24 protein-coding genes and 1 pseudogene are annotated in these 26,269 nt (G+C 42.5%); 3 read left to right on the top strand and 22 right to left on the bottom strand.

Annotated features, from left to right (window positions below; all coding sequences use genetic code 11):
- The 5 genes and pseudogenes from mutS to DFO72_RS12625 form a co-directional block, all read right to left on the bottom strand.
- Window positions 1–2,601: a DNA mismatch repair protein MutS gene (gene mutS, locus DFO72_RS12640; protein ID WP_113882022.1), complete on the bottom strand. Its 2,601-nt coding sequence runs from the start codon at window positions 2,599–2,601 to the stop codon at window positions 1–3.
- A 362-nt stretch (window positions 2,602–2,963) separates the two neighbouring features.
- Entirely contained in the window at window positions 2,964–3,581 is a 618-nt protein-coding gene (locus DFO72_RS12635; protein ID WP_113882021.1) for a PH domain-containing protein, read from the bottom strand.
- 117 nt (window positions 3,582–3,698) lie between these two features.
- Window positions 3,699–4,148 (bottom strand): VOC family protein, encoded by a 450-nt coding sequence (locus DFO72_RS29760; protein WP_395858169.1) that lies wholly within the window; start codon window positions 4,146–4,148, stop codon window positions 3,699–3,701.
- Window positions 4,149–4,433: 285 nt separating this feature from the next.
- Window positions 4,434–4,748: pseudogene (locus tag DFO72_RS30575) on the bottom strand (VOC family protein); the annotation flags it as partial.
- Window positions 4,749–4,911: 163 nt separating this feature from the next.
- A complete protein-coding gene (locus DFO72_RS12625; protein ID WP_113882019.1) occupies window positions 4,912–5,457 on the bottom strand; it encodes an outer spore coat protein CotE in 546 nt (181 codons plus the stop codon).
- A gap of 316 nt (window positions 5,458–5,773) precedes the next feature.
- Between DFO72_RS12625 and DFO72_RS12620 the strand changes: the two genes are divergently transcribed.
- The 3 genes from DFO72_RS12620 to DFO72_RS12610 all read left to right on the top strand — a co-directional run bounded on the left by DFO72_RS12620 (window position 5,774) and on the right by DFO72_RS12610 (window position 6,905).
- On the top strand, window positions 5,774–6,148 hold the full coding sequence (locus DFO72_RS12620; protein ID WP_113882018.1) for a hypothetical protein: 375 nt from the start codon (window positions 5,774–5,776) through the stop codon (window positions 6,146–6,148).
- A 44-nt stretch (window positions 6,149–6,192) separates the two neighbouring features.
- On the top strand, window positions 6,193–6,489 hold the full coding sequence (locus DFO72_RS12615) for a hypothetical protein (protein WP_009330659.1): 297 nt from the start codon (window positions 6,193–6,195) through the stop codon (window positions 6,487–6,489).
- Between the two features lie 65 nt (window positions 6,490–6,554).
- A complete protein-coding gene (locus DFO72_RS12610) occupies window positions 6,555–6,905 on the top strand; it encodes a hypothetical protein (RefSeq protein ID WP_113882017.1) in 351 nt (116 codons plus the stop codon).
- Window positions 6,906–7,005: 100 nt separating this feature from the next.
- Here the strand turns inward: DFO72_RS12610 and DFO72_RS12605 are convergent, their stop codons facing one another.
- The 17 genes from DFO72_RS12605 to yfmF all read right to left on the bottom strand — a co-directional run bounded on the left by DFO72_RS12605 (window position 7,006) and on the right by yfmF (window position 26,120).
- Entirely contained in the window at window positions 7,006–7,431 is a 426-nt protein-coding gene (locus tag DFO72_RS12605; protein WP_113882016.1) for a RicAFT regulatory complex protein RicA family protein, read from the bottom strand.
- Window positions 7,431–8,981 (bottom strand): tRNA (N6-isopentenyl adenosine(37)-C2)-methylthiotransferase MiaB, encoded by a 1,551-nt coding sequence (gene miaB / locus DFO72_RS12600; protein ID WP_181782269.1) that lies wholly within the window; start codon window positions 8,979–8,981, stop codon window positions 7,431–7,433. Before miaB ends, DFO72_RS12605 begins: the two co-directional genes overlap by 1 nt.
- A gap of 461 nt (window positions 8,982–9,442) precedes the next feature.
- Window positions 9,443–10,309, bottom strand: a complete 867-nt coding sequence (locus DFO72_RS12595) for a 2-oxoacid:ferredoxin oxidoreductase subunit beta (protein ID WP_113882014.1) — start codon at window positions 10,307–10,309, stop codon at window positions 9,443–9,445.
- The gene (locus tag DFO72_RS12590) at window positions 10,310–12,046 is read right to left on the bottom strand and encodes a 2-oxoacid:acceptor oxidoreductase subunit alpha (protein WP_113882013.1); all 1,737 of its coding nucleotides are present in this window, start codon (window positions 12,044–12,046) and stop codon (window positions 10,310–10,312) included.
- Window positions 12,047–12,345: 299 nt separating this feature from the next.
- Window positions 12,346–13,269: a dipeptidase gene (locus tag DFO72_RS12585; RefSeq protein WP_113882012.1), complete on the bottom strand. Its 924-nt coding sequence runs from the start codon at window positions 13,267–13,269 to the stop codon at window positions 12,346–12,348.
- Between the two features lie 154 nt (window positions 13,270–13,423).
- A complete protein-coding gene (gene spoVS, locus DFO72_RS12580; protein ID WP_009330666.1) occupies window positions 13,424–13,684 on the bottom strand; it encodes a stage V sporulation protein SpoVS in 261 nt (86 codons plus the stop codon).
- A 279-nt stretch (window positions 13,685–13,963) separates the two neighbouring features.
- The gene (locus DFO72_RS12575; RefSeq protein WP_113882011.1) at window positions 13,964–14,761 is read right to left on the bottom strand and encodes a TIGR00282 family metallophosphoesterase; all 798 of its coding nucleotides are present in this window, start codon (window positions 14,759–14,761) and stop codon (window positions 13,964–13,966) included.
- Between the two features lie 128 nt (window positions 14,762–14,889).
- Window positions 14,890–16,452, bottom strand: a complete 1,563-nt coding sequence (gene rny / locus DFO72_RS12570; protein WP_113882010.1) for a ribonuclease Y — start codon at window positions 16,450–16,452, stop codon at window positions 14,890–14,892.
- A gap of 686 nt (window positions 16,453–17,138) precedes the next feature.
- Complete coding sequence (gene recA, locus DFO72_RS12565) at window positions 17,139–18,179, bottom strand: recombinase RecA (protein ID WP_113882009.1); 1,041 nt, start codon at window positions 18,177–18,179, stop codon at window positions 17,139–17,141.
- 271 nt (window positions 18,180–18,450) lie between these two features.
- Window positions 18,451–19,701, bottom strand: a complete 1,251-nt coding sequence (locus DFO72_RS12560; RefSeq protein ID WP_113882008.1) for a competence/damage-inducible protein A — start codon at window positions 19,699–19,701, stop codon at window positions 18,451–18,453.
- A 27-nt stretch (window positions 19,702–19,728) separates the two neighbouring features.
- Window positions 19,729–20,307 (bottom strand): CDP-diacylglycerol--glycerol-3-phosphate 3-phosphatidyltransferase, encoded by a 579-nt coding sequence (gene pgsA, locus DFO72_RS12555; protein ID WP_113882007.1) that lies wholly within the window; start codon window positions 20,305–20,307, stop codon window positions 19,729–19,731.
- 120 nt (window positions 20,308–20,427) lie between these two features.
- Window positions 20,428–21,348 carry a helix-turn-helix domain-containing protein gene (locus tag DFO72_RS12550; protein WP_113882006.1) on the bottom strand — a complete coding sequence of 307 codons (921 nt, stop codon included), beginning with the start codon at window positions 21,346–21,348 and terminating at the stop codon, window positions 20,428–20,430.
- A 21-nt stretch (window positions 21,349–21,369) separates the two neighbouring features.
- Window positions 21,370–22,161: a YmfK family protein gene (locus tag DFO72_RS12545; RefSeq protein WP_009330674.1), complete on the bottom strand. Its 792-nt coding sequence runs from the start codon at window positions 22,159–22,161 to the stop codon at window positions 21,370–21,372.
- A gap of 233 nt (window positions 22,162–22,394) precedes the next feature.
- Window positions 22,395–22,652, bottom strand: a complete 258-nt coding sequence (locus tag DFO72_RS12540) for a DUF3243 domain-containing protein (protein ID WP_113882005.1) — start codon at window positions 22,650–22,652, stop codon at window positions 22,395–22,397.
- A gap of 117 nt (window positions 22,653–22,769) precedes the next feature.
- On the bottom strand, window positions 22,770–23,492 hold the full coding sequence (gene ymfI, locus DFO72_RS12535; RefSeq protein WP_113882004.1) for an elongation factor P 5-aminopentanone reductase: 723 nt from the start codon (window positions 23,490–23,492) through the stop codon (window positions 22,770–22,772).
- A 58-nt stretch (window positions 23,493–23,550) separates the two neighbouring features.
- On the bottom strand, window positions 23,551–24,840 hold the full coding sequence (yfmH, locus tag DFO72_RS12530; protein ID WP_113882003.1) for an EF-P 5-aminopentanol modification-associated protein YfmH: 1,290 nt from the start codon (window positions 24,838–24,840) through the stop codon (window positions 23,551–23,553).
- Entirely contained in the window at window positions 24,840–26,120 is a 1,281-nt protein-coding gene (gene yfmF / locus DFO72_RS12525) for an EF-P 5-aminopentanol modification-associated protein YfmF (RefSeq protein WP_113882002.1), read from the bottom strand. The genes yfmH and yfmF overlap by 1 nt, the downstream gene beginning before the upstream one ends.
- Between the last annotated feature and the right edge of the window lie 149 nt (window positions 26,121–26,269).

The following is a 26,269-nucleotide window of genomic DNA, read 5'->3' as shown; positions in this document are numbered from 1 at the left end:
TTAATTCTTCAATTTCCTGTGCAGTTCATATAATGTATTTAACGCCTGCATTGGTGTCATATCAAGGATATCGAGCGCTTTGACTTTATCAATAGCCTTTTTTTCCTTAGAGCTTATTGAAGGTTTCTTTACATCTTCAGGCTCCTCAAAGAAAGATAATTGGGCAGCAGGATCTGCCATTTTTTCTGCTGCAGGAATCTCTTTTTTTACAGGACCGGGATCGTTCGATTCCAGCCCTGTTAAAATTTCATTTGCCCTTACAATCAGTTCATTCGGGAGCTCTGCAAGCTGGGCAACATGGATTCCGTAACTCTTATCTGCCGCTCCTTCCTTAATTTTATGAAGGAACACAACCCGTCCATTTTGCTCGACTGCGCTGACATGGATGTTTTTCACCTTCTGCAGTTCTTCTTCAAGCACCGTCAGTTCATGATAATGCGTGGAAAATAAAGTCTTCGCACCAATCCGGTTGTGAATATATTCAATGATTGCCTGCGCCAATGCCATCCCATCATAGGTGGATGTTCCGCGCCCGATTTCATCGAACAGTATCAAACTGTTTTGAGTGGCATTCACAATCGCATTTCTCGCTTCAAGCATCTCGACCATGAACGTACTCTGGCCGGAAATAAGGTCATCGGCGGCTCCGATTCTCGTAAATACCTGGTCGAAAATTGGCAGCACGGCTTCAGAAGCAGGCACATAGCAGCCGATTTGCGCTAAAATCGCGGTCAGGGCGATTTGCCGCATATACGTACTTTTACCGGACATATTCGGCCCTGTAATCAGCAGCATTTCCCGGTCCGCATCCATATAACAGTCATTCGGCACATATTCCTGTGCGTTCAGGACTTTTTCAACGACAGGATGGCGGCCGTCTTTGATATAAACCCGTCTATCATTTGAAAAATTTGGCTTTGTATAATGTCTTTGCTCGCTGACAGCGGAGAAGCACTGAAGTACATCCAGCTCACTTACCGTTTTCGCCAGTTTTTGCAATCTCGGAATAAATTCTTTTACATGTTCGCGGACATTCGTAAATAATTCATACTCGAGCTCCACACACTTTTCCTGTGCTTCCAGTATGAGTGATTCTTTTTCCTTTAATTCAGGCGTAATAAATCGTTCAGCATTGGTCAGGGTCTGTTTGCGCTCATATTGCCCTTCTTTCAGAAGATGCAGGTTAGCGCGAGTAACTTCAATATAATAGCCAAACACACGGTTAAAACCGATTTTTAATGATTTAATGCCTGTTTTTTCACGTTCCTGCTTCTCAAGCTGGGCAATCCAGGTTTTCCCGTTGCGGCTTGCATCACGGTACTTATCCAGCTCTTCATGATAGCCGTCCTGAATGATGTTTCCATCCTTCAAAGACAGCGGCGGATTTTCCATTATCGCGCTTTCCAAAGTATCCGTGACTTCTTCACATGCATCCAGGCGCTCAGCAAGCCTCACTGCTTCCTCATTGGGCAGATTTGAGACCATTTCTTTTAAAACAGGTATCTGCTGAAGAGATTTCTTAAGCTGCACAAGGTCGCGGGCATTTACATTTCCAAATGCCACTCTTCCTGCAAGGCGTTCCAGGTCATAGACTTCCTTCAGTTTTTCCCGGATTTCTTCCCGTTCAAAGAAAGAGTGAATAAGCGTTTCAACCAGCGAATGGCGGCGTTTGATTTCCTGTTCATCAATGAGCGGCCTGTCGATCCATTGCTTTAAAAGCCTGCCCCCCATTGCAGTCTTCGTTTCATCCAGGAGCCATAACAGTGAGCCCTTCTTGCCTTTGCTGCGGATGGTTTCTGTCAGCTCAAGATTCTTTTTTGAAAAAAAATCGATTTTCATGTATTGATTGATCTGATAAGTAGCCACTTTTTGAAGGTGATCCAGGCTCCTCTTCTGCGTACGGTACAAGTAATTAATCAGTCTGGAAGAAGTTTCCCTAAGCTTGTCCTGATTTAAATCATCCAGAAGTTCCTCGAAAGTGTCCCGGACTCCGCAATCATCCTCGAATGAAATCGCCATGACGGAGCGTTCTTTCATTCTCCTCTGCCACTCTCCATCAAAGTCTGAAGAAATGACTACTTCCTTTGCTCCTGACATGGACAGCTCGTTCAAAACCTCATCAAACCCGCTGCTTAACATCGTTACCTTTGTCTCACCTGTTGATAAATCATTGGTGGCAAATCCAAAAGTTTCATCCTCAAAGACCGAAATTGATGCAATATAGTTGTTTTCTTTTTCCTGAAGGCCTTTGCCTTCCATCATTGTTCCAGGTGTGATAAGCTGTACGACTTCCCGCTTCACAACTCCTTTTGCCTGTTTCGGATCTTCTGTTTGCTCGCAGATCGCGACTTTGTATCCTTTTTCAATCAATTGTTCAATATAAACCGGTGCTGAATGATACGGCACCCCGCACATGGGAATCCGTTCTTCCGTGCCTCCCTCGCGGCTGGTTAATGTGATTTCAAGCTCCTGTGACGCTTTAAGTGCATCCTCGAAAAACATTTCGTAAAAGTCGCCAAGGCGAAAAAATAAAAAGGCATCCTGATATTCTGCCTTTACCCTTAAATATTGCTGTATCATAGGCGTGTATGCTGCTGCCATAACTTCCTCCAACGATCCATAATCTATTATTTTAAAATCCTGTTTTAGAGATTTCCTCTAAAAACGTCTTTTTCATTATATCATAGATTATCGGCTGACTCAGAGGTGCAATATTTGCCTTGACATTTCTCTTATATTGATAGGCTTATATATTGAGCCATTGATTTCAGCACGGGACACTTGCTTTCCGCGTTGAGGAATGAGAGCCTGCAGGGGTATCTCACTTTCCTCTCCTCCCGCTGGAGTCAAATATCCTCCGCTTCAATCATCGCATTGGTTAAACTATATTTGCGTTTTTAGTGAGCAGCAAAACAGCTGGCCTCAAATAAAACAGCAGCCCCCAATGGAGAGCTGCCAGGATTTTAGTTATTGATGTATTTTTCGAACACATATCCGAAGTCTTTCACATTATATTTCTTGCGGCTGTTCATAAGCCAGTTGAAGGCTGTTTCATTTAGTACACGGAAATTGTCCACCACATTGGCGTCCTGACTGGACACTGAACGTCCAAGAGTGCTTGATGCCAAATTCAGGCTTTTTTCAGCATACTCCATGGACACTTCATTTTCGCGGCAGATTTCGGAAATGCGGATCAGAGCTTTATATAAATCTTTCAATTCTTCGATATGCTTTTTATGTACGTCAATAGAAAATGCCTGAGAACCGATCACGAATTTGATTTCCACATCCAAATCGACTGTACCAGCTGTTTCCAGCATCACATTTGAAATACTGTATTCGCGGTAGCTGTAGCGCTTTAGAGTTCGTTTTTTGCTGACAGCACTAGTACCATCCAGATGAATAAGTGCCTTATTCGTAAAGCAGTATTCATCCGATTTGGACTTGATCAGGAAGTAAATTTTCTCGTTATCTTCGTGCAGGACATAATCGTCAGCATCAACTTTGTCATAGTCTGCCGGCTGGATGACGCTTCCCACATCGCTTAATCCCAGCACATCAGAGGCAACCTTTTTAAACATAAACCCTCAACCTTTCTGCATTCATTTTACTACTTTGCTATTTTAACATATTTAGGAAAACGACGGCTTATTCATTTGAAAATTAACACTGGAAAAGCTCCAGGCATACCGGAAGCTTTATATTCCTGGCGTATTCATTAATACAATCGGCCATCCGTCGGGATCTTCAATTGTCACTCCGCCTCTGCCCCAATATGGATTTTCCGGTTCTGTTTCCAAATAACCAAAAGAAGCAAGCCTTTCGGCAATGGTATCCCGCTCCAGGCGGTCTCCCACATAAAAGACTAATAGATGCTCCTTTGTCGGCAGCGGAAGCTCCATTTTTTCCTTAGATTGAGTAAATTCAAGATGGTATTGGCTATCAGGCAGACCAATCATAATACCATCATAGCCTTCATGATTCCAAAACTCGCCGACTCTCTTCAGACCCAGTCCTTTTTCATAAAAGGAAATGAGTTTATCAAGCTGGTTTGTCGGACGTGCAATGCGAAATTGCACAGCCGGGATGGTCCCTTCCCATTCCTTCCTCACAATCACTTCATAAGGATATTCCTGATGCTGAAACATGGCATCCCCTGGTCCCGAAGCAAATATCTTAATTGGGGAAATAACGGCAGCCTTTTCTGTTGGATACCAGTTCCTCCCTTCCTTCACAAGCACAAAAACCCCTTTCCTGTCTCCGTAAAAAGCAAACGTCTCGCTGGAATCCATCTGTTCACTGTGCAGATACTGATCTAATTCCCGCTCCATTGCAGCTACATCATTGACTGGCAAGCCAACTTCCCCGACATCATGCCAGCGGAGACCCTCCTTTTTTCCACCATTCAAAGGCCGCTCCAGCATCTCTATAATATTTCCGTCCGGATCGATAAAATATGCCTGCTTTCCTTTCCAATACATACTGTACTCGCCGCTCTCATTTGGCAGCAGCACACTTTCAGCACCTAATTTCTGATACATATGTTCAAAGTATTCAGCATTGGTCCTGAAACATACATGATAAAAGGGGATTGCTGCATCTTTCTCAAAAAGAATCTTTGTTGAGCCGGCCATAATCGTAAAATAACTCTGAGTCTCCGTCAGCAGCTCCATCTCCAGCACAATTGTATAAAATTCTTTCATCCTGTCTAAATCATGGCACTTCAAATTCAATTGAAATATTTTCATCCTCGCCTCTCCCCCTTACATCCTATACCTCCATTCTAAGGTAAGACTCTTCAGATGCATTCAGACTAAAGGCGGAAGGTGCTGTCGTTAATTCGCTTGAATTTAGCTGACATTATTAAAATATAAAAAGAAAAACTAGGAAGCAAAACCTCCTAGTTTGTCATTACTCTTCTTCAGTTCCCACCAAGAAATCCGGATTTAAATCCTCGAATTCTTCATCTTCCACATCAAGTCCCCAAGCGTCATCATCGCACTCGCACTTGTCTGGGTGAACAGCTACACAAACCTTTGTTTCGCCGATTACCTCGACCATGAACTCTCTTTCCACAGTGACGATGATTTTGTTGCCATTTGGAGAAATGACTGCTTCACAGCAGCTTGGCTGCTGCAGAACACGGGCGATGACATCATGATCATCCAAACAGTCCGGATCACGGTACTTTAATTTAATGACATCTTTATACTCAACCCGTTCGGTAACAACTTCGGTTTTTGTATTATTGTTGAAAGAGTACCAAACGTTAATGTCATAATGGCCGCAGATTTCCACTGTTCTTCCAGCTTTTTTCGCCTCGTACGTATGGTTTATGATCCAGCAGCCAAGTATGCTTGACGGATGGTGTGACGGGCAGATCGTATGATTGGACTGTGTGAATTTACGTCCTTTCGCAACGACCGCTTTCGTTATAATCTCTCTGTAATCTCCCATTGCGAGCGAACCCTCCTCATTCATTTTCAATTCATCCTATGCGGGATATTAGACTAGTGTGCGATAATTTTTATGAATGTTAGGCAAAAGTATTGGCATGATTTATAGTATGCCGGAAGCGGGCGAATGTTCCGGTCAGAACAAATCAGGCAGGAGAATTCTCTATATAAATGAGGAAAATGACTGCCTATGGTAAGGACTTAAAACTCACTAATAGGTATGTAATTGAAAAATGCACGTTTGTCCTACTGCATTTGCGGAGACAGCTTGGCTCTAGGATCAATATAATAAACTATCGATAAGGAGGTGAACAGGAATGGCAGACAAGGAGAACTCCAACTATAAAGTTTCAATCAATGGCAAAGAGCTGACAGGGGAAGAAGCAAAACAATATGCAGAAGAAATGGTGGCCAAGTTTACTGAAACGTTGGGCGGATACTATACAAAAGGATTAGAAAAAATTCAGTCTGAAGAGTTAAAAGGAAATCTTATGGAATCTCTTAAGCCGTTGAAAAACTTAGAAGGGCTCTTCACAAAAAATTCCTCCGGGATCGGGAATATGATTCCTGCATTAAAAAATCTGCTGCCTGTTGTGGAAACATCCGAGGATTATAAACAGGTGAAACTATCTGTAAACGGTAAGAAACTTCTGGATCTGGATCTTTCAGACAAGATGAAGAAAGACTCATAATCTAGAAAACAGCCACTTCAATCAATTGAAGGAGGTGAAAAAATATGCTATCAAGATGCTATGATGATTACGAAAAAGACAATGGCGTATTGCCGAGCGGCGGAGCAGTAAATGGAGCAGACAGCGGCAATGAAGCGGAAGCTTTTACTTTCGCTGCACAAGCAAACCTTCCTCAAACAAACCTAAACGGCCAATTGCCGATTTCTGGTGGAGGATTTGCTGTTAATGCTGCACTGATCAACATTCCAATTCTTTCAGCTCAATACAATATTGCAAATGGAGGAGACTCCACAGCCATTTCTGTGAACACTACAACTCAGCAGCAAAGCAACAAAGCGTAATTAAAGATAAAGCAATTCTTTCTATGCAGAGTCTAAAAATGTCCAAAAAGAAGGGAGGGAGTACCATGCTAAGTCAAAATATGCAAAAGCTGGATCTGGATCCTGAAGTCCTCAAGCAGCTGGGTATTCCAAAGGAGTTTATTGATATGGCAGCAGATGCCGGAATACCGTCGATCAATAACCATGCTGCCGGCGGTAAGGGCGGACGGGCAATCAATCTCACATATGTGGATAATTACTCGACATTGCTTCTTGTATATACTTTTCTCCTCAACTTTTTGGACAAAAAATCTGATGATGCAGGGACAAAAATGCTGAATCAATCCCTGCTGTCAACGTTAAATGCAGCGCTCATCGAACAGCAGGAGTACAGAAAAGAATTTTTAAAGGCAGTAGAACTATTACGAAACCAATAAAAGGCCCCCCACAACCCATGGCCAAAACCAATTCCTCCCTTAATATAGAACGTAAAAACACCCTGCACCAATTGGTGCAGGGTGTTTGGCTCTCTGTTTATTAATGTGTACAGCTGCTGTTGCTGATTTTTGATCCTGTTTCACCGCTCAGGAGATTTCCGCCTGTAGAAGTAATGACTTCGTCTGTTACAGTGTTGGAGATCGTATTAGCCACAATCTGCAGTAATTCATTAACATCCACCTGGGATTGCTTGAATTCCTGGACAACAGGGATTTCATCCAGCTGCTGTTCCAATTGAGCAATTTTTTCTTCTGTTTTCTTTAATGCTTCTGCTTTACCATAGTGCTGAAGATTGACAGCCTGCTTTTGCAAGCCTTTGATTGTTGTAATGGTAGCACTAACCTTTTCATTTTCATTAATCTGTGCTTCAGCACGCTTGAAGAAATCCACTTCTTCTGTCTCTGCAATCATTCGTGCCAATTCCTTTGCACGTTCTACAATCTGATCTTTTGTGTATTTAGCCATTACTGCTTCACCTCAACCGCGTCTAGTTCTTCTACCATTTCTCCGTTTAGGGACCATGTCTTCGCATCCGTTACTTTTACACTCACAATTTTGCCGATCGCTGTTTTCGGTCCCTTAAAGTTTACCAGCTTGTTCTTTCTTGTGTAACCTGCAAGAATTTCAGGATTATTCTTGCTTTCCCCTTCCACAAGTACTTCGACAGTCTGGCCTTTATATTTTTTCATTGCTTCTGCCGATAATTCATTAACAATTGCATTCAGCCGCTGAAGACGTTCTTTCTTCACTTCCATTGGCACATTATCCACCATTTTGGCCGCTGGTGTGCCTTCACGAGGTGAGTAAATGAATGTATAAGCAGCTTCAAAGCCTACTTCCCGATACAGGGATATTGTTTCTTCGAATTGCTCTTCTGTCTCATTAGGATAGCCGACGATGATATCAGTTGTGAAGGTAGCCTCTGGAATAGCCGCTTTAATCTTACGGACCAATTCCAAGTATTGTTCCCTTGTATATTTACGGGCCATAATCTTCAGCACATCTGTTGACCCCGATTGAACTGGCAGGTGAATATGCTCTACCAGATTGCCGCCTTTGGCCAGCACTTCAATCAGATGATCATCAAAGTCGCGCGGATGGCTTGTTGTAAAGCGTACTCGCGGAATGTCGATTTTGCGCATTTCATCCATTAAATCGCCAAGACCGTATTTCATATCCTCAAAATCTTTTCCATACGCGTTTACGTTTTGCCCAAGCAGGGTAATTTCCTGGTAGCCCTGAGCCGCTAACTGGCGAACTTCCTGAATGATATCCTCAGGACGTCTGCTCCGCTCTTTTCCTCGTGTATAAGGTACGATGCAGTAGGTGCAGAACTTATCACAGCCATACATAATGTTAACCCATGCTTTAATATTGCCGCGGCGCACTTTTGGAAGGTTTTCAATAACATCACCTTCTTTAGACCATACTTCGATAACCATTTCCTTCGACATATATGCTTCTTGAAGAATGTTAGGAAGACGGTGAATGTTGTGTGTTCCAAATATCATATCTACCTGGTTATATGTTTTAAGAATCTTGTTAACAACAGATTCTTCCTGTGACATACATCCGCAGACTCCAATTAGAAGATCCGGATTTTCCTTTTTTAAATGTTTAAGATGGCCAAGTTCTCCAAATACTTTATTCTCGGCATTTTCACGGATGGCACATGTATTAAGCAAAATGACATTTGCATCTTCCACTGATTCTGTATGCTCATAGCCAAGACCAAGGAAAATACCAGCCATAACTTCGGTATCATGCTCATTCATCTGGCAGCCGTAAGTGCGGATATAGAATTTGCGGCCATTTCCCATTCCATGAAATTCTTCTGGAATGTTAAAGTCTTTATGATATTTCACTTCTTCTTTACCGCGTTTTTTCGCTTCCTTTAAGGAAGGTGCAGTATAAACAGTTTCAAAGTATTTGCTGTAATCCTTTACGGATTTTTTGTCCGAAGGATTAGCTGTTTGCACTTGCTGGCTTTCTAAACGCTGTTTTTCGTTCATCATGTATCCCCTTTCTCTTCCTCCTGAGCAGCATCTATCATTTAAACTCAATTTTCAGCTATTATGTGTGTGCATTTTATATATGTGCACATTATTATAGTATAAGGCTTTCTTATAGTTAAAACAATAGAAAACAGCACTCAGCCTCTTATCAGCAGCTATTACTTGTATGTACGTTCTGGTATAGTTTTAATCCTGCACAATCACTAATACTAGACTAAATTTAATATTTTTTGTGTGATAAGTGTCACATTATATACAATCTCCTTAAGCTTCGCCTTTGGTGAATGCTTTCTCCATTATGCAAATTGTTTCCCCGGATTCTTCTAAACTTTCCTTATTTTCCTGATATGTTTACTCAAATTCTGCTTTCATTTCCCCAGTTTTAACGTTTTATTTGCCAAATTCACAATAGCCATATCTCCGTCAAAAAAAGAAGCCCGGGAGCCCCGGGCTTCTTTCTATTACATAAATTCAGCTGCAAGTTTATCAAAGTGAGCTTGATCTAGTTCAAGATCCGCTTGTGATAAAGGTGATTCAGAGTAACCTGAAAGCAATTCCTGATATGACTTGCGCTCTGTGTCCTGATAGATTAAGCCAGTTACTAGGCCACTGTGCTTCATAAGAGTCTGCATGGCCATTTCACGGCTTGAATTGTCATAGCCTTCCACATCGCTAAGCTTTGTCAGGTTTTCTTTAAACCAGTCATATGTGTTTACTTTATTATATGTAACACATGGGCTGAACACGTTAATTAAAGAGAAGCCATCATGCTTAATGCCTGCTTCGATTAACGCAGTCAGATCTTTAAGGTCAGTTGAGAAGCTTTGTGCCACGAAAGTCGCACCGGCAGTTAATGCCATTTCCATTGGAGAAATCGCCTGCTCAATAGAACCTTGTGGAGTAGACTTGGTTTTGAAGCCAGCCGCAGAACGCGGTGAAGTCTGTCCTTTTGTTAAACCATAGATTTGGTTATCCATTACGATATAAGTGATGTTCACATTACGGCGGATCGCATGGATCGTATGGCCCATACCGATCGCGAATCCATCTCCGTCACCGCCGGATGCGATAACTGTTAAATCCCGGTTAGCCATTTTCACACCCTGGGCGATTGGCAGTGAACGCCCATGAATGCCGTGGAAACCGTATGAATTGATGTAGCCGGAAATACGTCCGGAGCATCCGATGCCTGATACTACAGCTAAGTTCTCAGGCTCTAAACCAACATTTGCTGCCGCACGCTGAATCGCAGCCTGCACGGAGAAGTCTCCACAGCCTGGGCACCAGTTTGGTTTTACATTATTGCGAAAATCTTTAAATGTGGCCATTTAGAACAACTCCTTGCATTTTGTGTGAATTTCATGCGGCAAGAATGGATTTCCGTCGTACTTTAATAGCTTATGTACTTTCTCAGCATGTCCGACGTTCATCTTCATGATGTTCGCTAATTGTCCTGTAGCGTTGTTTTCTACTACAGCAATTTTCTTAGCTGACTTCACAAGCGGCAATAAATCATCAGTTGGGAAAGGATGAATCAGGCGAACTTGTGCATGATTTACTTTAATACCGTCCTGTTCAAGCCTGCTCATTGCTTCCTCAATTGCACCGCGTGTTGAGTTGAAGCCGACAATCAGCAAGTCTGCTTCTTCATGAGGAGCATGCTTGTGAACAGGTGTATTGAATTTAATATTTTCAATCTTGCGGAAACGCTTATCCATTTGAGCATTCCGGTTTGCAGCTGATTCTGAAGGTTTTCCAGTTTCATCATGTTCCACACCGGTCACATGGTGAATTCCGTTCTTCATACCAGGGATCACACGAGGTGAAACTCCATCTTCTGTAACTTCAAAGCGTTTGAAGTAGCCTTTGTTTTCAATTTCAGGAAGTTCTTCTGTAACAAGCTTTCCTCGGCGGATTTCAACTTTGCTGAAATCAAGCGGCTCCACTGTCTGCTTTCCAAGAGAAAGCTGCAGGTCTGAGAGAACAATAACCGGGCACTGATATTCTTCCGCAAGGTTGAAAGCTTCAGCCGTATCATAGAATGCTTCCTGTACCGTACTTGGAGCAAGCACGATTTTTGGAATTTCGCCATGAGTTCCGTAAATCATTGCCATTAAGTCTGATTGCTCCTGCTTTGTCGGAAGTCCTGTAGAAGGGCCGCCACGCTGTGTATCAACGATAACCAGCGGTGTTTCAGTAATTCCTGAAAGGCCGATCGCCTCCATTTTAAGGGAAAGCCCAGGGCCAGCAGATGCTGTAAGTGAGCGGACACCTGCGTAGTTCGCACCTATTGCCATAGTAACTGCGGCAATTTCATCTTCTGTCTGGATGACAGATCCGCCAAGCGCCGGAAGCTTTTTAATCAGATATTCCATGATTTCGGATGCAGGTGTGATTGGATAAGCAGCCATGAAGCGGCATCCGCCTGCAAGTGCACCAAGAGCGATTGCATCGTTTCCGATCATGAATAAACGCTTCAGTCCGTCAGCCTTTTCAAGCTCCATTAATTCCACGTCATCACTAAGCTTTTCTTTCATGAAATCAAAGCCAGCCTGAATGGCTTCCATGTTCTTATCGACAACCTGCTGCCCTTTTCGCCCAAAAATCTCTTGAACTACTTCTTCAAATACTTTAATATCTAAATTTAGAACTGCACATGTCGCTCCAACAGCAACCATGTTTTTCATCAGGGATGTTCCAAGCTCTGTAGCAATCTCTGTAAAAGGGACTGCATACAAAGCTGCATTCGTATCTTCTGGCTGTTTAGGATCAAACTTTGCATCTGCAATCATGATCCCTTTATCGTGAAGTTCTTTGTAGTTTAAATCGATTGTTTCCTGGTCAAAAGCTACCAGAATATCTAAATCGTCCGAAATAGAACGAATTTGTGACGTGCTGACGCGAATCTTGTTATTCGTGTGCCCGCCCTTAATACGTGATGAAAAGTGGCGGTAACCGTACAGGTAGTAGCCTAAACGATTTAGCGCAATGGAGAAAATCTCCCCGGTACTTTCAATACCTTCCCCTTGCTGTCCTCCAACTTTCCATGAAAGTTGATTGATCATGTCTTACACCCCTTTAGATACGTTAAGAAATTATGTAAAAACGTTTATTTAATATAAGTGTAGTACTTGTCCAGTAATCCGGTCATTCAACATGCCTTTAAGGCTATATTTTGGGAAGATGGATGGGTACTAAACGCTTTCAATTCTAGACCTATGCGTCTAAAAAAGCAACCCTTTCTGAATATTTATTGGCTAAAAGATGAATATTTTTTTATTTTTTGAAAAATACTAAAAAGATCATTTTATTTTGGAATTAATAGGTCTCTCATATCCCTTGATATACAGTTTTTTCACCATTTTCACCTTGGAAATCTGCTATAAAAATTCCGAAATAGAAAATTTTCAGCTTGTATATCAGAATAATATTTTGTTAGTTCATTTATCAGGCTATCGTATTTTCTTGCATCCTCCAAACCTGTAACTCTTCCATCTGTGCCGTCAAAATCCGAACCAAAGCCTACATGATTTTCTCCTCCTAGTGAACAAACATGTTCAAGATGTCTTAGGATATCAGTAATTGTGGCTGATTGTTTTCCAGATAAAAACTCCGTCACAAATGTAATGCCCATCACACTGTCCCGGTCAATCAGGGCTTCAATCTGTTCGTTTGATAAATTACGGGGATTCGGGCACAGCGAATAGCAGTTCGAGTGAGAAGCAAAAGGATAGTCTGCCCATTCCATCACATCCCAGAACCCGCGTTCAGATAGATGGGATACATCGCACCATGCTTTGCTGGCATTTAATTCATAAACTACTTGTTTGCCAAACGAAGAAAGCCCTGCCCCCCTTTCTTCAAGCACTCCATCAGCAGCACAATTTGCATAATTCCAGGTCAGTCCTACTGAAGACACCCCCAGCCTGAGAAGCGTCTTCAATTTAAGCAGATCGCAGCCAACTGCATCACATCCTTCCAATGTCAGCACTGCCCCTATTTCATCATCCTGCAGCAGGTCGATGTCCCGGCTGCTTCTAATGAGCTTTAATTGCGGGCTGGGCTTAAGCACTTTGTCGTAAAACAGATCGGCCATATAGAGGGCTGCGTTGAACTTCATTTCCGGATGTACAGATTCAGGAACATATATGGCAAAGCACTGAACTTTGAAACGGGAAGCCTGCAGACCTTCCAGATTTACCTGAAGACTGCCTGAGTTTTTAAAGTCAACCTTTCTGTCCATAAATATTTTATATAGGACATCACAATGCGCATCAAATATTTTCACACTGTCTTCCTCCCTTTTTCTGTATAGCTACATCTTATTAAAAAAAGAACCTGTTTGCCTATGATGCAAACAGGTTTTAATATTTCTTAACGAATTTATATTTTGCTGACTTATGCATATGACAATGGATGATTTCCCGTTCTGAAGCTTTTGGCTAACGCGGCTCCACAATCAGCTTAATGGCAGTCCGCTCTTCGCCGTCAATCAGAATATCCGTGAATGCAGGGATACAAATTAAATCCACTCCGCTAGGCGCTACGAATCCTCTTGCGATCGCTACTGCCTTAACAGCCTGGTTCAATGCACCCGCACCAATTGCCTGGATTTCCGCATTTCCTCTTTCGCGAAGAACTCCGGCAAGCGCACCAGCTACAGAATTAGGATTAGATTTTGCTGAAACTTTTAATATTTCCATTCCTAGCTCCTCCTCGTTTTACCCCTCCTGTATGCATTACTCAAAGCGCTGATTCCCCTTCTGCAAAGGCCGAATGCCTTCAGAGAGGCAATTACTTTCCGTTCACGTCATACTGCTTTGATGGAATTTAGCACCAGGTCTATATATCATTCCATTGCTACTATATTCAGCTTGGAATTCACATATTCCGGCTTGGACAAAAAAAGCAGGGTTTCAAGCTGATTTTTCTGAAAAAAACTAAAACTGCATTCGGTCATCCGAATGCAGTTTTTTATTTGTTTACGTATAAAAAGGGTGGTCATCGTTAATCAAGATCCGGTCAATTTTTTTTGCCAGCCCCGTTTTTGGACTTAGCTCAATGAACGCTGCACTTAATTGAGTCCTGCCTTCTTTCGGAACCTCAAATCGAACCGGCAGCCCAGTCAAAAACCTTTTGATCACAGCTTCTTTTTCAACACCAAGGATTCCGTCATAAGGGCCTGTCATTCCCACATCAGACATAAAAGCAGTACCTCCAGGCAAAATACGGTTATCGGCTGTCTGCACATGCGTATGCGTACCCACGACTGCTGATACTTTTCCATCCAAATACCAGCCCATTGCCTGTTTTTCACTTGTTGCTTCCGCATGAAAATCAACAAAAATGAATGGAGTCCTTTCACGGGCTTCCTTTATCAGTTCATCCGCCTTTTGGAAAGGACAATCACTTGTATTCATAAAAGTCCTGCCCTGAAGGCTGATAACCGCTACTTCCTCTGTATTGAATTTTAAAAACACCATGCCTTTGCCAGGATTATTTGATGGAAAATTGGCCGGACGAACCATATATTTAGCGCGGTCAATGAATTCAAAAATCTCCCGGTTATCCCACGTATGATTTCCGAGAGTTACCGCCTGAGCACCGGCCTCCAGGAATCCCCGGTATATCTTTTCCGTAATTCCCTTTCCTCCCGCTGCATTTTCCCCATTGATAATCGTGATATGCGGGCGGTATTTTTCTTTTAGCTTCGGTACATATTCAGTGATCATATCCCGCCCCTGGGATCCCACTACATCTCCGACAAACAATATATTCATGTCATATCCCTTTCTGTTTTTAAAGATATATGTATGCTTTTCCAGTCTTTATTATTAGTTTAACATAGTTTCCTGCATCAAAATAAAGCACACCCCGAAAAAGAAAAAAGCGATGCATGTGCATCGCTTTATTTTGCATATTCAACGGCCCTCGTTTCACGGATAACCGTGACCTTGATGTGGCCTGGATAATCAAGTTCCTCTTCAATCTTCTTACGGATATCCCTTGCCAAACGATGAGCTTCAAGGTCATCAATTTGTTCAGGCTTAACCATAATGCGAATTTCGCGTCCTGCCTGAATGGCAAATGATTTTTCAACGCCATCATAGGATTCTGAAATCTCTTCAAGCTTCTCCAGACGTCGAATATAATTCTCAAGAGTCTCTCTTCTTGCTCCAGGTCTTGCTGCTGATAAAGCATCAGCTGCAGCGACAAGCACGGCAATGATCGATGTAGGCTCTGTGTCACCATGGTGGGAAGCGATACTGTTGATGACAACAGGATGCTCCTTATACTTAGTGGCAAGTTCCACACCGATTTCAACATGGCTTCCTTCCACCTCATGGTCGATTGCTTTTCCAATATCATGAAGCAATCCAGCACGGCGTGCCAATGTTTCGTCCTGTCCTAATTCCGCCGCCAATAAACCTGAAAGCTGAGCCACTTCCATTGAATGCTTTAACACATTCTGACCGTAGCTTGTACGGAATTTTAAACGGCCAAGAATTTTGATTAAATCTGGATGCAGACCGTGAACACCAACCTCGAAAGTGGTTTGTTCACCAATTTCGCGGATGTGTTCATCCACTTCACGGCGGGCCTTATCAACCATTTCCTCAATCCGAGCTGGATGGATGCGTCCGTCCTGAACCAGTTTGTCTAAAGCTAAGCGTGCTGTCTCACGGCGAATCGGATCAAAACCGGATAAAATAACCGCTTCCGGCGTATCATCGATAATAAGATCAATTCCAGTCAGAGTTTCAAGAGTACGGATATTACGGCCTTCACGGCCAATAATGCGCCCTTTCATCTCATCATTTGGCAGGTTGACAACTGATACTGTAGTTTCAGCTACATGATCAGCTGCACATCTTTGGATAGCCAGTGACAAGATTTCCTTCGCTTTTTTATCTGCGTCCTCTTTCGCTCTAGTCTCGCTCTCTTTTACCATAATAGCGACATCGTGAGCCACTTCCTGCTCCGTGCGCTCTAAAATGATGGACTTTGCCTCTTCACGAGTCAAGCCTGAGATGCGTTCCAGCTCAGCTTGCTGCTCTTTAATCATCTCGTCCACTTTGCTTTCCATCTCTTCAATATGCTGTTGTCTTTTGCTAAGAGAATCGTCCCTCTTTTCTAAAAGCGCTTCACGTTTATCTAACGTTTCATCTTTGCGATCAAGGTTCTCTTCTTTTTGCATTAAGCGATTTTCTTGTTTTTGCAGTTCATTTCTTCGATCACGAATTTCACTTTCCGCATCTGTGCGAAGCTTGTGAATTTCATCTTTCGCTTCAAGCAGGGCTTCTTTCTTCGTAGCCTCAGCTTCTCGCTTTGCGTCTTCAAAAATCTGCTCAGCAGCATTTTTAGCTCCTGCAATTTTTGCTTCAGCAATAGATTTGCGAACAAAATAGCCAACAATAGCACCGACGATTAGGCCAAGCAAAATGGAGATGATTGCTGTTACTAGATCCATCATTTCACCTCCTCTTGCTATGAACTTGTTTGTGTTACGTTTTTTAAAGTGTCGGCATGTACATTGTCCAATTCAACATACAGCACTAAGGCTTTTAAACGTTTCAATCTTAAAAAAGCACTGGGCATCCATTGAGGGCTGGCATAATATTAACGTATGAATAGCCAATGGAGCCTGGAGCCAGACAAAGTCTAACTCAGTAAGAATTTCTTTACATATAAAATGTAAAATATACATTTTTAATTGTAAAGCTGTGGAATTTTATTGTCAAGGGTTTGTCCTGTGGGCTTTTCTTAATATTTCGATTGGTTTGAACTCTTAATTATTTTTGATTAGACACATTAAATGCCTAGAAAATACTAACTTTAATGCAGCCTGCCGAAAAGGGGTGTTGATTTACGATGAAGGCACTCGCTTTCCGAGGGCTGCCGCGAGCCTCCTCGTCGCTCAACACGTACCATATAAAAATTTAGCAATATTACAGTCCTTAATTAAATTTTCTATAAAAAACACTGTTTTTGCTAATTGGATTTCACTCCTTCTTCCCGTTGTGCTAAAAAAGCAATTTATTATTTCGCAGCCTAATAAATAAAATTCTTGCAGGGGAAAGAACAGAATAAATCTGCGCTATTCACTCCATACCTATAAGAAAAGCAAAGCCGCCCGGGCTTTGCTTTTCCTTTGTATTAATCGATCAGCTCGAATTCTTCCTGCTCTTCGTCTCCGCTGATTACTTTATCTTCATCAAGTCCATAATGTTCACGGATTTGTTTTTGGATAGTGAGGCGGATTTCAGGGTTTTCTTTTAGGAATACTTTGGCGTTTTCACGGCCTTGGCCAAGGCGCTCTTCGTTGTATGAGTACCATGAACCGCTCTTTTGGACAATATCCAGCTCAGAGCCAAGATCGATGATTTCGCCTTCCTTAGAGATTCCTTCACCGTACATGATATCTACTTCCGCCACTCTGAATGGAGGAGCGACTTTGTTTTTGACAACTTTGATCTTTGTCTTATTACCAACCATTTCATTGCCTTGCTTAAGGGTTTCTGCACGGCGCACTTCAAGACGGACAGAAGAGTAGAATTTCAATGCACGTCCGCCAGGAGTAGTTTCAGGGTTTCCGAACATAACTCCGACTTTCTCACGGATCTGGTTAATGAAAATCGCAATGGTTTTTGATTTATTGATTGCACCTGATAGTTTACGAAGTGCCTGAGACATGAGGCGGGCCTGCAAACCAACATGGGAATCACCCATTTCCCCTTCAATTTCAGCCTTTGGCACAAGGGCTGCAACAGAGTCAATTACTAAAATATCAACAGCGCCGCTTCGAACAAGTGCTTCTGCAATTTCAAGTGCCTGCTCTCCTGTATCCGGCTGGGAAAGTAGAAGCTCGTCAATATTTACACCAAGCTTTTGTGCATAAACTGGGTCTAGAGCATGTTCAGCATCGATAAAAGCAGCTTGTCCTCCGCTTGCCTGAACCTCTGCAATTGCATGCAGGGCTACAGTTGTTTTACCTGAGCTCTCAGGTCCATAAATTTCAATAATACGTCCTCTTGGATAGCCCCCTACCCCAAGAGCTGCATCAAGGGCAAGGGATCCGCTTGGTGCAGTGGAAATTTTGCGGTCAGTCTGTTCACCAAGCTTCATGATAGAACCTTTACCAAATTGCTTTTCTATTTGTTTTAACGCCATTTCAAGAGCTGCTTGACGATCACTCACTAATAGTTCCTCCTTTTATATAGACGAATCTATCTTTTGATTAGATTCGTTTTGTCTCATCTCAAAACCTAACTCTACTATAAACCTTTTCAATGCATTTGTCGAGCAAAAAGTCGAACATCCATTCGATTTTTTTCACCGGGACATTTTGCCCAAAAATATCAATTCATGCTGGGGAAAATGTAATTTTCACGTGTGAATCAATAGAAGAAATGGCATTTTGATAAGAATTCTGTCTATTTTTCTGGCTAATAAAAAATCAGAACGCTTTTCAGGCGCTCTGACTTTCTTTTAATGCTTTTATAAGAAAATGACAGCCGTATTTTACCGTACGGACCCGGTTTGCTGCCCTGGTTCCCCCAAGGTTCAGCTTTTCAGTCTGGACAGGGTTCCCTTTTATCCAGATGCCTATATATACGGTTCCCACAGGGTTTCCTTCCAGTTCGTCGGGACCTGCAACACCTGTGAAGCTGATCCCGATATCTGAGTTAGTCAGACTGGCAACATTCTCAGCAAGCTCTGCTGCACACTGAGCACTGACGACCCCGTCGTTATCAATCGTTTCTTTGCGGACTTTTAAAACTTCAGCCTTAACTTCGTTTGTATAACAAACCACTCCGCCTTTTAGAAGGCCGCCTGCTCCCGGAATAGATGTAAACTCCTGCTGAAACATGCCGCCTGTTAGACTCTCAGCAGCGGAAATAGTCATATTGTTTTCCTTGATCAGCTTGGTAAGCTCATACATCAAGGAAGTGTCATCGTAGCCATAGAAGAATTCGCCGACACGGCTGAGGATCTTGGCTTCAGTTTCATCCATTAGCATCATTGCCGTGTTAGGCTGGCTATGCTTTGCCGTAAGCCTTAACGTGACTTCTCCATCAGAGGCGAGCGGGGCAATCGTTGGATTGCTCTGCGCATCGATAATATCTACAATCTCAGTTTCAAGCATGGCTTCTCCAATCCCGAAAAAGTGCAATACCCTGGAAACAATCACATCTTCTGTGCCCAGCTTGGATTGCAGGGCCGGAAAAGCATGTTTCAGGAACATAGGCTCCATTTCATTTGGAGGTCCCGGAAGGAGCATAAAAACATGCCCGCCATTATCGGAAATCATTCCAGGAGCCATCCCATGCTCGTTAGGTAGCACTTGTGCATCCTCAAGTACAAGAGCCTGTTTTTTATTATTTTCAGTCATCTCTCTGTCGGTCCGTTTAAAATACAGCTCTATGGATTCAAGCGCCTGTTCATCCATGACAAGCTCTTTGCCAAGATGGCGGGCAATCGTTTCTTTTGTCAAATCATCCTTCGTCGGTCCCAGCCCGCCAGTGAAAACGATCAGATCTGATCGATCTTCCGCAATTTTGATCACAGACTTCAGGCGTTCAGGGTTATCACCAACCACTGTATGGTAAAAAACATTAATGCCCAGTTCAGCAAGCTGCCGGGAAAGAAAGCGGGCATTTGTATTAACGATTTGTCCAAGTAAAAGCTCAGACCCGACAGCTATAATTTCTGCATTCATTCAAACGCCCCTTTCTGGCTAAAAAAATTACTTTGAGTTAATGAAGGCCTGCTTGTTTTTGGCAAAATAGTCCCAGCCGGACCAGATGGTAAAGAACATCGCAACCCATAGGGCAATCAGATCAAACGGAATTGAAACCATTTCAAAAATAACATTATGTAAAAGCAGTGCAGAAATGGCCACAATTTGAGCCCAAGTTTTGATTTTGCCCAGCTGATTCGCTGCGACTACTTCTCCTTCCCCCGCCAGAACGAGCCTTAAACCTGTTACGGCAAATTCACGGCTGATGATAATAATCACAATCCAGGATGGAGCCAGCTCAAGATCAACCAGGACAATCAATGCTGCAGAGACGAGGAGCTTGTCTGCGAGCGGATCAAGAAACTTACCCAGATTTGTAACCAGATTGTATTTGCGGGCAAAGTAGCCATCGACCCAATCGGTAACTGAAGCAATGATAAAGATAAGAGCTCCAATCAGATGGGTTACCGGCATATCCGCTCCAAGGAATTCTACATTTCCCCACGAAAAAGGAACAAGCATTACGAGCAGAAATACGGGTATCAGCAATATACGTGACACTGTAATTTTATTTGGCAGATTCATGTTTTACCTCCAAGTATAGTAAATGAAGCTTCTTTCATTAAAAGGTCTCAGACATTCGCTGCAAACCTATTAATGATAATTTTTACATAAAAAGCGAAAATAGTCATCTAAAGAAGATGACTATTCGGTCTTCGGCGCGTACTTAATGGTTATATCCTGCTTGACGGATTGTGAAGGCGGCACCTTATACTCAATTTTCTCGCCGTTTACATAGATTTCAGTTTGAGTCGAATTACCGACTACAATGGAAGCTTCCGATTCCTTTGAAAAATCTTCCTTATGGCTTTTTGTGCCATCTGCTGTCAGCATCCCCTGGTATAAGGAATTCCCTTTGCCGTTTTTGATATTCACCCAAGTTTCTCCTGTAGACACAACCTCCAGTTCAAACTTGTCCGCATTTTTCAATTCATAAACCGTTCCATTTCCGCTGGATTGCACTACAGCAACCTCCTGCTTTGGTGCTTTCTCGGCTTCTTGATCCTCGGCAGTTTCCTCAGCAGAGTCTTTGTCAGCAGATTCTTCTTTGTCTCCTGCTGATTCATCTTTATCATTTTCATCTTTTTTACTATCTGAAAGGTTTTCAGACTCTTCTATGACCGTCTGCCCATCTGTCCGATCTGATGGCTTCTCTTCATTATCCGCCTGATCTTTGGTCCCAAGGAAATTATAAAGGACAGCGATGAGACCAATTATAAAGACACCAATGAGTACCTTTGGAAGAATATCGAATACCTTTGAAGTCCTGCCAGAAAGATCTTTTCTGGATTGAACACGGGATAGCTTTTCCGGAATATCATCATTCACCTGTGCCGGAATGTCATTTTTATACTGCTCGAAAATTTCTTCCGGCTCAATTCCAACCGCTTCAGCGTATTGCTTTATAAATGCCCTGACATAAAACTTTCCGGGCATCATGCTATAATCGCCCTCTTCAATTCCCATCAAATAGCGCTTTTGTATTTTTGTGACCTTTTGCAGATCGTCAAGGCTCATATCTTTAGCCAGCCGCGCTTCTTTTAAACGATTGCCTAGTTCTGTCAATTTACAACACCTTCCAACTTACTAAAAATCAAAGCCTCCAAAATCAGATTCAGAGAACATACTGTTTTTCTCTACTACATCATAAGTAATCTCTTCTTCAGGGTCGTGTCGAAGCTCAATAATATAATCGAAATCATTAAGGGAGTATTCAGTGTTTTGCACAAAAATATCCGGATGCTCTACTACCTTTACTGCAGGAAGACGCATAATTTCCCGCACAAGCTGCCAGTGGCGTTCATTTGCACGTCTGGTTGAGACAATTCCGTCTATTATGAACAAATTGTTTTCATTATATTCATCCTCGATCAGCTGGTTGCGTATCGTCTGCTTCAGCAGAGTGGATGAAACAAATAGCCAGCGCTTGTTGGCACAAACACTTGAGGCCACAATGGATTCAGTTTTTCCAACCCTTGGCATTCCCCTGATCCCTATTAGCTTGTGCCCTTCCTGTTTAAATAATTCCGCCATGAAGTCGACTAATAACCCAAGCTCGTCCCTGACGAACCTGAACGTTTTCTTGTCGTCGGCATCCCTTTGAATGTATCTTCCATGGCGCACGGCAAGACGGTCTCTAAGTTTAGGCTCCCGGAGCTTAATCACTTTAATCGTATCCATTGTATTTAAAATCGATTTTAAGCGTTCAATCTGTTCGTGGTCTTTAGCCAGAATCAGCAAGCCCCTTCGGCCTTCATCCACACCATTGATGGTAACGATATTTATGGAAAGCATCCCCAGCAGGGAAGAAATGTCACCAAGCAAACCGGGACGATTCTTTTGGATTTCATATTCCAAATACCATTCTGTTTTCTCCACCGGAAAACCTCCTCCTGCATGATGCGCGGCTCTTTGCGCATTTTATATGTATATGTATATCTTTTATTAATGTAAATTTTTATTAAACTTACCCTGAATTTTCATCTAGATTCTATAATATATGATTTTTTACCAATATGAAAGGAAAAACCCGTCTGGCTGGGGAGGAAATTCTTTTTGGGGAAAACGAAAAGAGAGGATCTCCTCTCTTTTCGCTGATTTACATTAAATTCTTATTGAGAGCCGTCGTTTTGAACAAGCTTTACCATCATATTTGCAATGGCATGCTGCTCATCCGGGCTTGCTACAGACCAAAGATCAGCCAGGATTTTTTCCTGGTCATTCTTCGGCTCCACTTGCTTGGCTAAATAATCGCCGATTTGGTAAGCAAGGTCATTTACAGTATCCTTATTCATCCCCTGGTTCTGTCCCTGATGAAGACGATCTCCAAGGAAGTCTTTCCACTGCTGCCAGTTATCTAGTACAGACATAATTATTGCCTCCTTTAAATGTTGTACAATTATATTGTGCTTAGGGGCTGAATAAAATATGCATGCACTAATACACATGGACCAAAAAATATGAAAACTTCTTTGAACGATAGGCAGTTACGTATACCAGCCGCCATTTACAGCCAAGACCTGTCCGGTAATATAGGATGCCCTTTCTGAAAGAAGGAAGGAAACGGAGTTGGCAATGTCAGCAGGCAAGGCAAGCCTGCCCATTGGAATATCGCTTTTTACGGCATCCAGCTCCTCTTCAGTAAAATCATTCAGCATAGACGTCTCGACGGCACCTGGGGCAACCGCATTAACCCTCACCCCGCTCAGGGCAACTTCCTTGCTTAAAGCTTTTGCAAAAGCAATTTGGGCACCCTTCGCTGCAGAGTATGCAACTTCACAAGCCGCACCTGTCTGGCCCCATATAGAGGAAATAACTACAACATTCCCGCCGCCCTTTGAAATAAGTTTTGGCAGAAGCTCTTTGGTTAGCAGAAGCGGTGAAGTAACCTGAAGGGTCATCAGCGCCTCAGTTTCCGTTTCCGGCAATTCCGTAAGAAGTCCGTATTGTGCTGACCCGCTATTATGGATAATGGCATCAAGCGAAAAAATATTTGGTAAAATTTTTTTATAGCCGCCTTGTACAGACAGGTCTGCCTGGATGGGAATATATTCTCCATCAAAAGCCTGCAGGCGTTCCAGCAGACTGTTTATACTCTGCTTATTTTGATTGTAATGCAAATAAAGTGAATAGCCTTCCTCTGCCAGTTTGATGCTGATTTCCTGGCCGATTCCTCCGCTCGCTCCAGTTATTAACGCGAATTTCCTCATTTTATACACTCCCGAAAAAAGCAAAGCGCCTTTTATGGCGCTCTGCTGAAACAGCTTTTTATTTCTTAGGCACAACCTGACAAACCGTAAATCGTTCTTCGCTAATCAAATGACCAGCCGCATTTTCTACATCCTCAAGTGTGATGCTTTCAAGCGTCGGCACGACATCAAACAAATCCATCTCATTAAAAGCATACCGGGTAAATTGATTGGCTATATATTCAGGTGAATTGACAGCACGCAGGAATGCACCTATTTTCTTCTTTTTTGTCCGATCAAGTGTTTCCTGTGAAATAGCTCCCTTTTCCCTTGCATCAAGCAGCATCTTTTGCAATGTATCAGCCAAACGGTCAGGATCATTTGTGTCCCCGCCTACCATGGCAAATCCAAAGCCCTGTTCCTGAGTATAATCAAAGGAGAATGTGTCATCAATCAACCCTTCATTATACAATGAGCTGTAGTGCTCAGAGCTTTTACCGAATAAGATATCAAGCAGCACATTCAGACTCAGTTCATTTTTGAGCATTTCTTTACCGGACTGATTTGCATTTCTGCTCTTTATTCCAACAAGGCACTTTGAGGTCTGAACATTCATCTCAAGAACCTTTTTCTTTTCGGCCGCTTCAGCAGGCTCTTCTTCGAATTGGCGTTTAATTTCCGGAATCTCTTTATAATCCTTCTTGCTTTGATTAGTTCGAACCTGAGACATAATCTGATCCGGATCTACGGGTCCAACGATGAATAGCAGCATGTTGCTTGGGTGGTAGAAGGTTTCATAGCATTCATACAGCATATCTTTCGTAATATGGGAAATAGACTCAATCGTACCCGCGATATCGATTTTAACCGGATGGTTTTTATACATATTTTCGATCAGGCCAAAATATAATCGCCAGTCAGGATTATCATCATACATGGTGATTTCCTGGCCGATGATGCCTTTCTCTTTTTCAACAGTCTTTTCTGTAAAATAAGGGTCCTGCACAAAATCAATCAGTGTCTCAAGGTTCAACTCTACATTCGACGTGCTGGAGAATAAATAAGCCGTCCTGGTAAAAGAAGTAAATGCATTAGCTGATGCTCCCTGCTTGCTGAATTGCTGGAATACATCGCCGTCTTCTTTTTCAAAAAGCTTGTGCTCCAAAAAATGGGCAATCCCATCAGGAACATTTACAAATTCATCTTTCCCGGGGGGCAGGAAATGATTGTCAATCGAACCATATTTCGTTGTAAACGTGGCATAGGTCTTGTTAAATCCCTTTTTCGGCAAAATATATACATCCAGCCCATTTTCAAGGTTTTCATAATACAGCTCTTCCTGAAGCTGGTCAAAAGTGATTTTTTCCATTACTTGCCCGCCTCCTTTCCTGTCAGGAAATACACTGTATCCAGACTGACCTTCTTAGCTGTTTCGGCAATCTCCTCTTTAGTTACCTTATCCATTTCATCCATCCAGGTTTGAAGCGTAATTTCTTTGCCTGACACAACATTATGGTAAAGGACCTCGACGATCCCGCGGGCTGTATCAACAGTCTCCAGAAGCTGATTTTTTATGACTGCTTTGGTCTGCTCCATTTCCTGTTCCGTAAAGTCCCCGTTTTTCATGGCTTCCAGCTGTTCTTTAATAATATTCACTGCCTGGTCATAATTACTATTATCGATCCCCGACATAACCATCATTAAGCCTTTATGGCTTTCAAGGCGGCTGGCTACATAGTATGCAAGACTGGCTTTTTCGCGGACATTCAAGAACAATTTTGAGTGTGAAAAGCCTCCAAAAATCCCATTGAATACCTGAAGTGCATAATAATCAGGATCTCCGTAAACGACATTTGTCCGGTAGCCGATATTTAGTTTCCCCTGCTTTACATCCTGTTCTTCTTTGACTTCGTTAACAGATTCCCCGGTTCTTCCTGCAGATGCTGGCGCTGTCTGCGGTTTTCTTTCCTCTAAAGATAAAAGCTCCCCTGCATAGGATTCGGCATCTGCTTCATCCACATCACCTATTACATATAATTCAAGCTCATCCTGCGCCATTGCCTGCTGATAATATTCATAAAGGCTTTCAGCCGTAATTTTATCCACATCTTCTTTCTCGCCATGCACATGGAGCGCATAAGGCTCATCCTTGCACATTTCCTGTACCAGCCGAAAGTTGGAATAGCGCATTTTATCATCATAAACGGATTGAATCCGCTGTTTCAGCGTCCTTTTTTCTTTTTCAACCGTATCCTGGTCAAAAGCTCCGCCTTGCACATTTGGCTTAGTCAGGATCTCCGATAAAAATTGGAACGCCTTTTTCAAAAGAGGAGTTGGGTCTGAAAGAAATTTCTCATTCGCAATTTCAACAGAAATGGTAATGACATGATACTCTCCCTTTTTCGCCAAATCCACAAAAAGAGTTGCACCATATAATTCATCAAGATAAGAGCGCAGCTTTCCCGTTGCAGGGTATGATGAACTGCTGCTTTGCAGGACATGCGGCAATAAAGATCTTAATGTGACAGTATCCTTTTCAAGCGGGGCTTTCATTTTCCAGACCAGTGTATTGGTTTTATATTTCTCTGTTTTAACTACGTGAAGCTTATAGCCATTCATGGCTTTTACGGATTCAGAGATTACAGCCATTTCTTTTCCTCCTGTCGGTAGATTGATGAGTCCAAAGTACGGTCAGTATTAAGAATAGGGAATATCACCTATATGTAAACACTTTGCTGCTATCTTCTATAATATCCTTTGTATTAAATCATATTCTTACTATACCTTGCCCTATTTCT

The sequence above is a fragment of the Cytobacillus oceanisediminis genome, assembly GCF_004366035.1.
Taxonomy (GTDB): Bacteria; Bacillota; Bacilli; order Bacillales; family Cytobacillaceae; genus Cytobacillus; species Cytobacillus oceanisediminis_C.
Note: the sequence above shows the minus strand (reverse complement) of the source record. Positions and strands in the feature narration are given on the sequence as shown.

Coding starts and splice junctions, on each gene's coding strand:
- mutS (WP_113882022.1), bottom strand. CDS start 2,601: ATGGCAGCAGCATACACGCCTATGATACAGCAATATTTAAGGGTAAAG.
- DFO72_RS12635 (WP_113882021.1), bottom strand. CDS start 3,581: ATGTTTAAAAAGGTTGCCTCTGATGTGCTGGGATTAAGCGATGTGGGA.
- DFO72_RS29760 (WP_395858169.1), bottom strand. CDS start 4,148: ATGTTTCAGCATCAGGAATATCCTTATGAAGTGATTGTGAGGAAGGAA.
- DFO72_RS12625 (WP_113882019.1), bottom strand. CDS start 5,457: ATGGGAGATTACAGAGAGATTATAACGAAAGCGGTCGTTGCGAAAGGA.
- DFO72_RS12620 (WP_113882018.1), top strand. CDS start 5,774: ATGGCAGACAAGGAGAACTCCAACTATAAAGTTTCAATCAATGGCAAA.
- DFO72_RS12615 (WP_009330659.1), top strand. CDS start 6,193: ATGCTATCAAGATGCTATGATGATTACGAAAAAGACAATGGCGTATTG.
- DFO72_RS12610 (WP_113882017.1), top strand. CDS start 6,555: ATGCTAAGTCAAAATATGCAAAAGCTGGATCTGGATCCTGAAGTCCTC.
- DFO72_RS12605 (WP_113882016.1), bottom strand. CDS start 7,431: ATGGCTAAATACACAAAAGATCAGATTGTAGAACGTGCAAAGGAATTG.
- miaB (WP_181782269.1), bottom strand. CDS start 8,981: ATGATGAACGAAAAACAGCGTTTAGAAAGCCAGCAAGTGCAAACAGCT.
- DFO72_RS12595 (WP_113882014.1), bottom strand. CDS start 10,309: ATGGCCACATTTAAAGATTTTCGCAATAATGTAAAACCAAACTGGTGC.
- DFO72_RS12590 (WP_113882013.1), bottom strand. CDS start 12,046: ATGATCAATCAACTTTCATGGAAAGTTGGAGGACAGCAAGGGGAAGGT.
- spoVS (WP_009330666.1), bottom strand. CDS start 13,684: ATGGAAATATTAAAAGTTTCAGCAAAATCTAATCCTAATTCTGTAGCT.
- DFO72_RS12575 (WP_113882011.1), bottom strand. CDS start 14,761: ATGAATATATTGTTTGTCGGAGATGTAGTGGGATCCCAGGGGCGGGAT.
- rny (WP_113882010.1), bottom strand. CDS start 16,452: ATGGATCTAGTAACAGCAATCATCTCCATTTTGCTTGGCCTAATCGTC.
- DFO72_RS12560 (WP_113882008.1), bottom strand. CDS start 19,701: ATGAATGCAGAAATTATAGCTGTCGGGTCTGAGCTTTTACTTGGACAA.
- pgsA (WP_113882007.1), bottom strand. CDS start 20,307: ATGAATCTGCCAAATAAAATTACAGTGTCACGTATATTGCTGATACCC.
- DFO72_RS12540 (WP_113882005.1), bottom strand. CDS start 22,652: ATGTCTGTACTAGATAACTGGCAGCAGTGGAAAGACTTCCTTGGAGAT.
- ymfI (WP_113882004.1), bottom strand. CDS start 23,492: ATGAGGAAATTCGCGTTAATAACTGGAGCGAGCGGAGGAATCGGCCAG.
- yfmH (WP_113882003.1), bottom strand. CDS start 24,840: ATGGAAAAAATCACTTTTGACCAGCTTCAGGAAGAGCTGTATTATGAA.
- yfmF (WP_113882002.1), bottom strand. CDS start 26,120: ATGGCTGTAATCTCTGAATCCGTAAAAGCCATGAATGGCTATAAGCTT.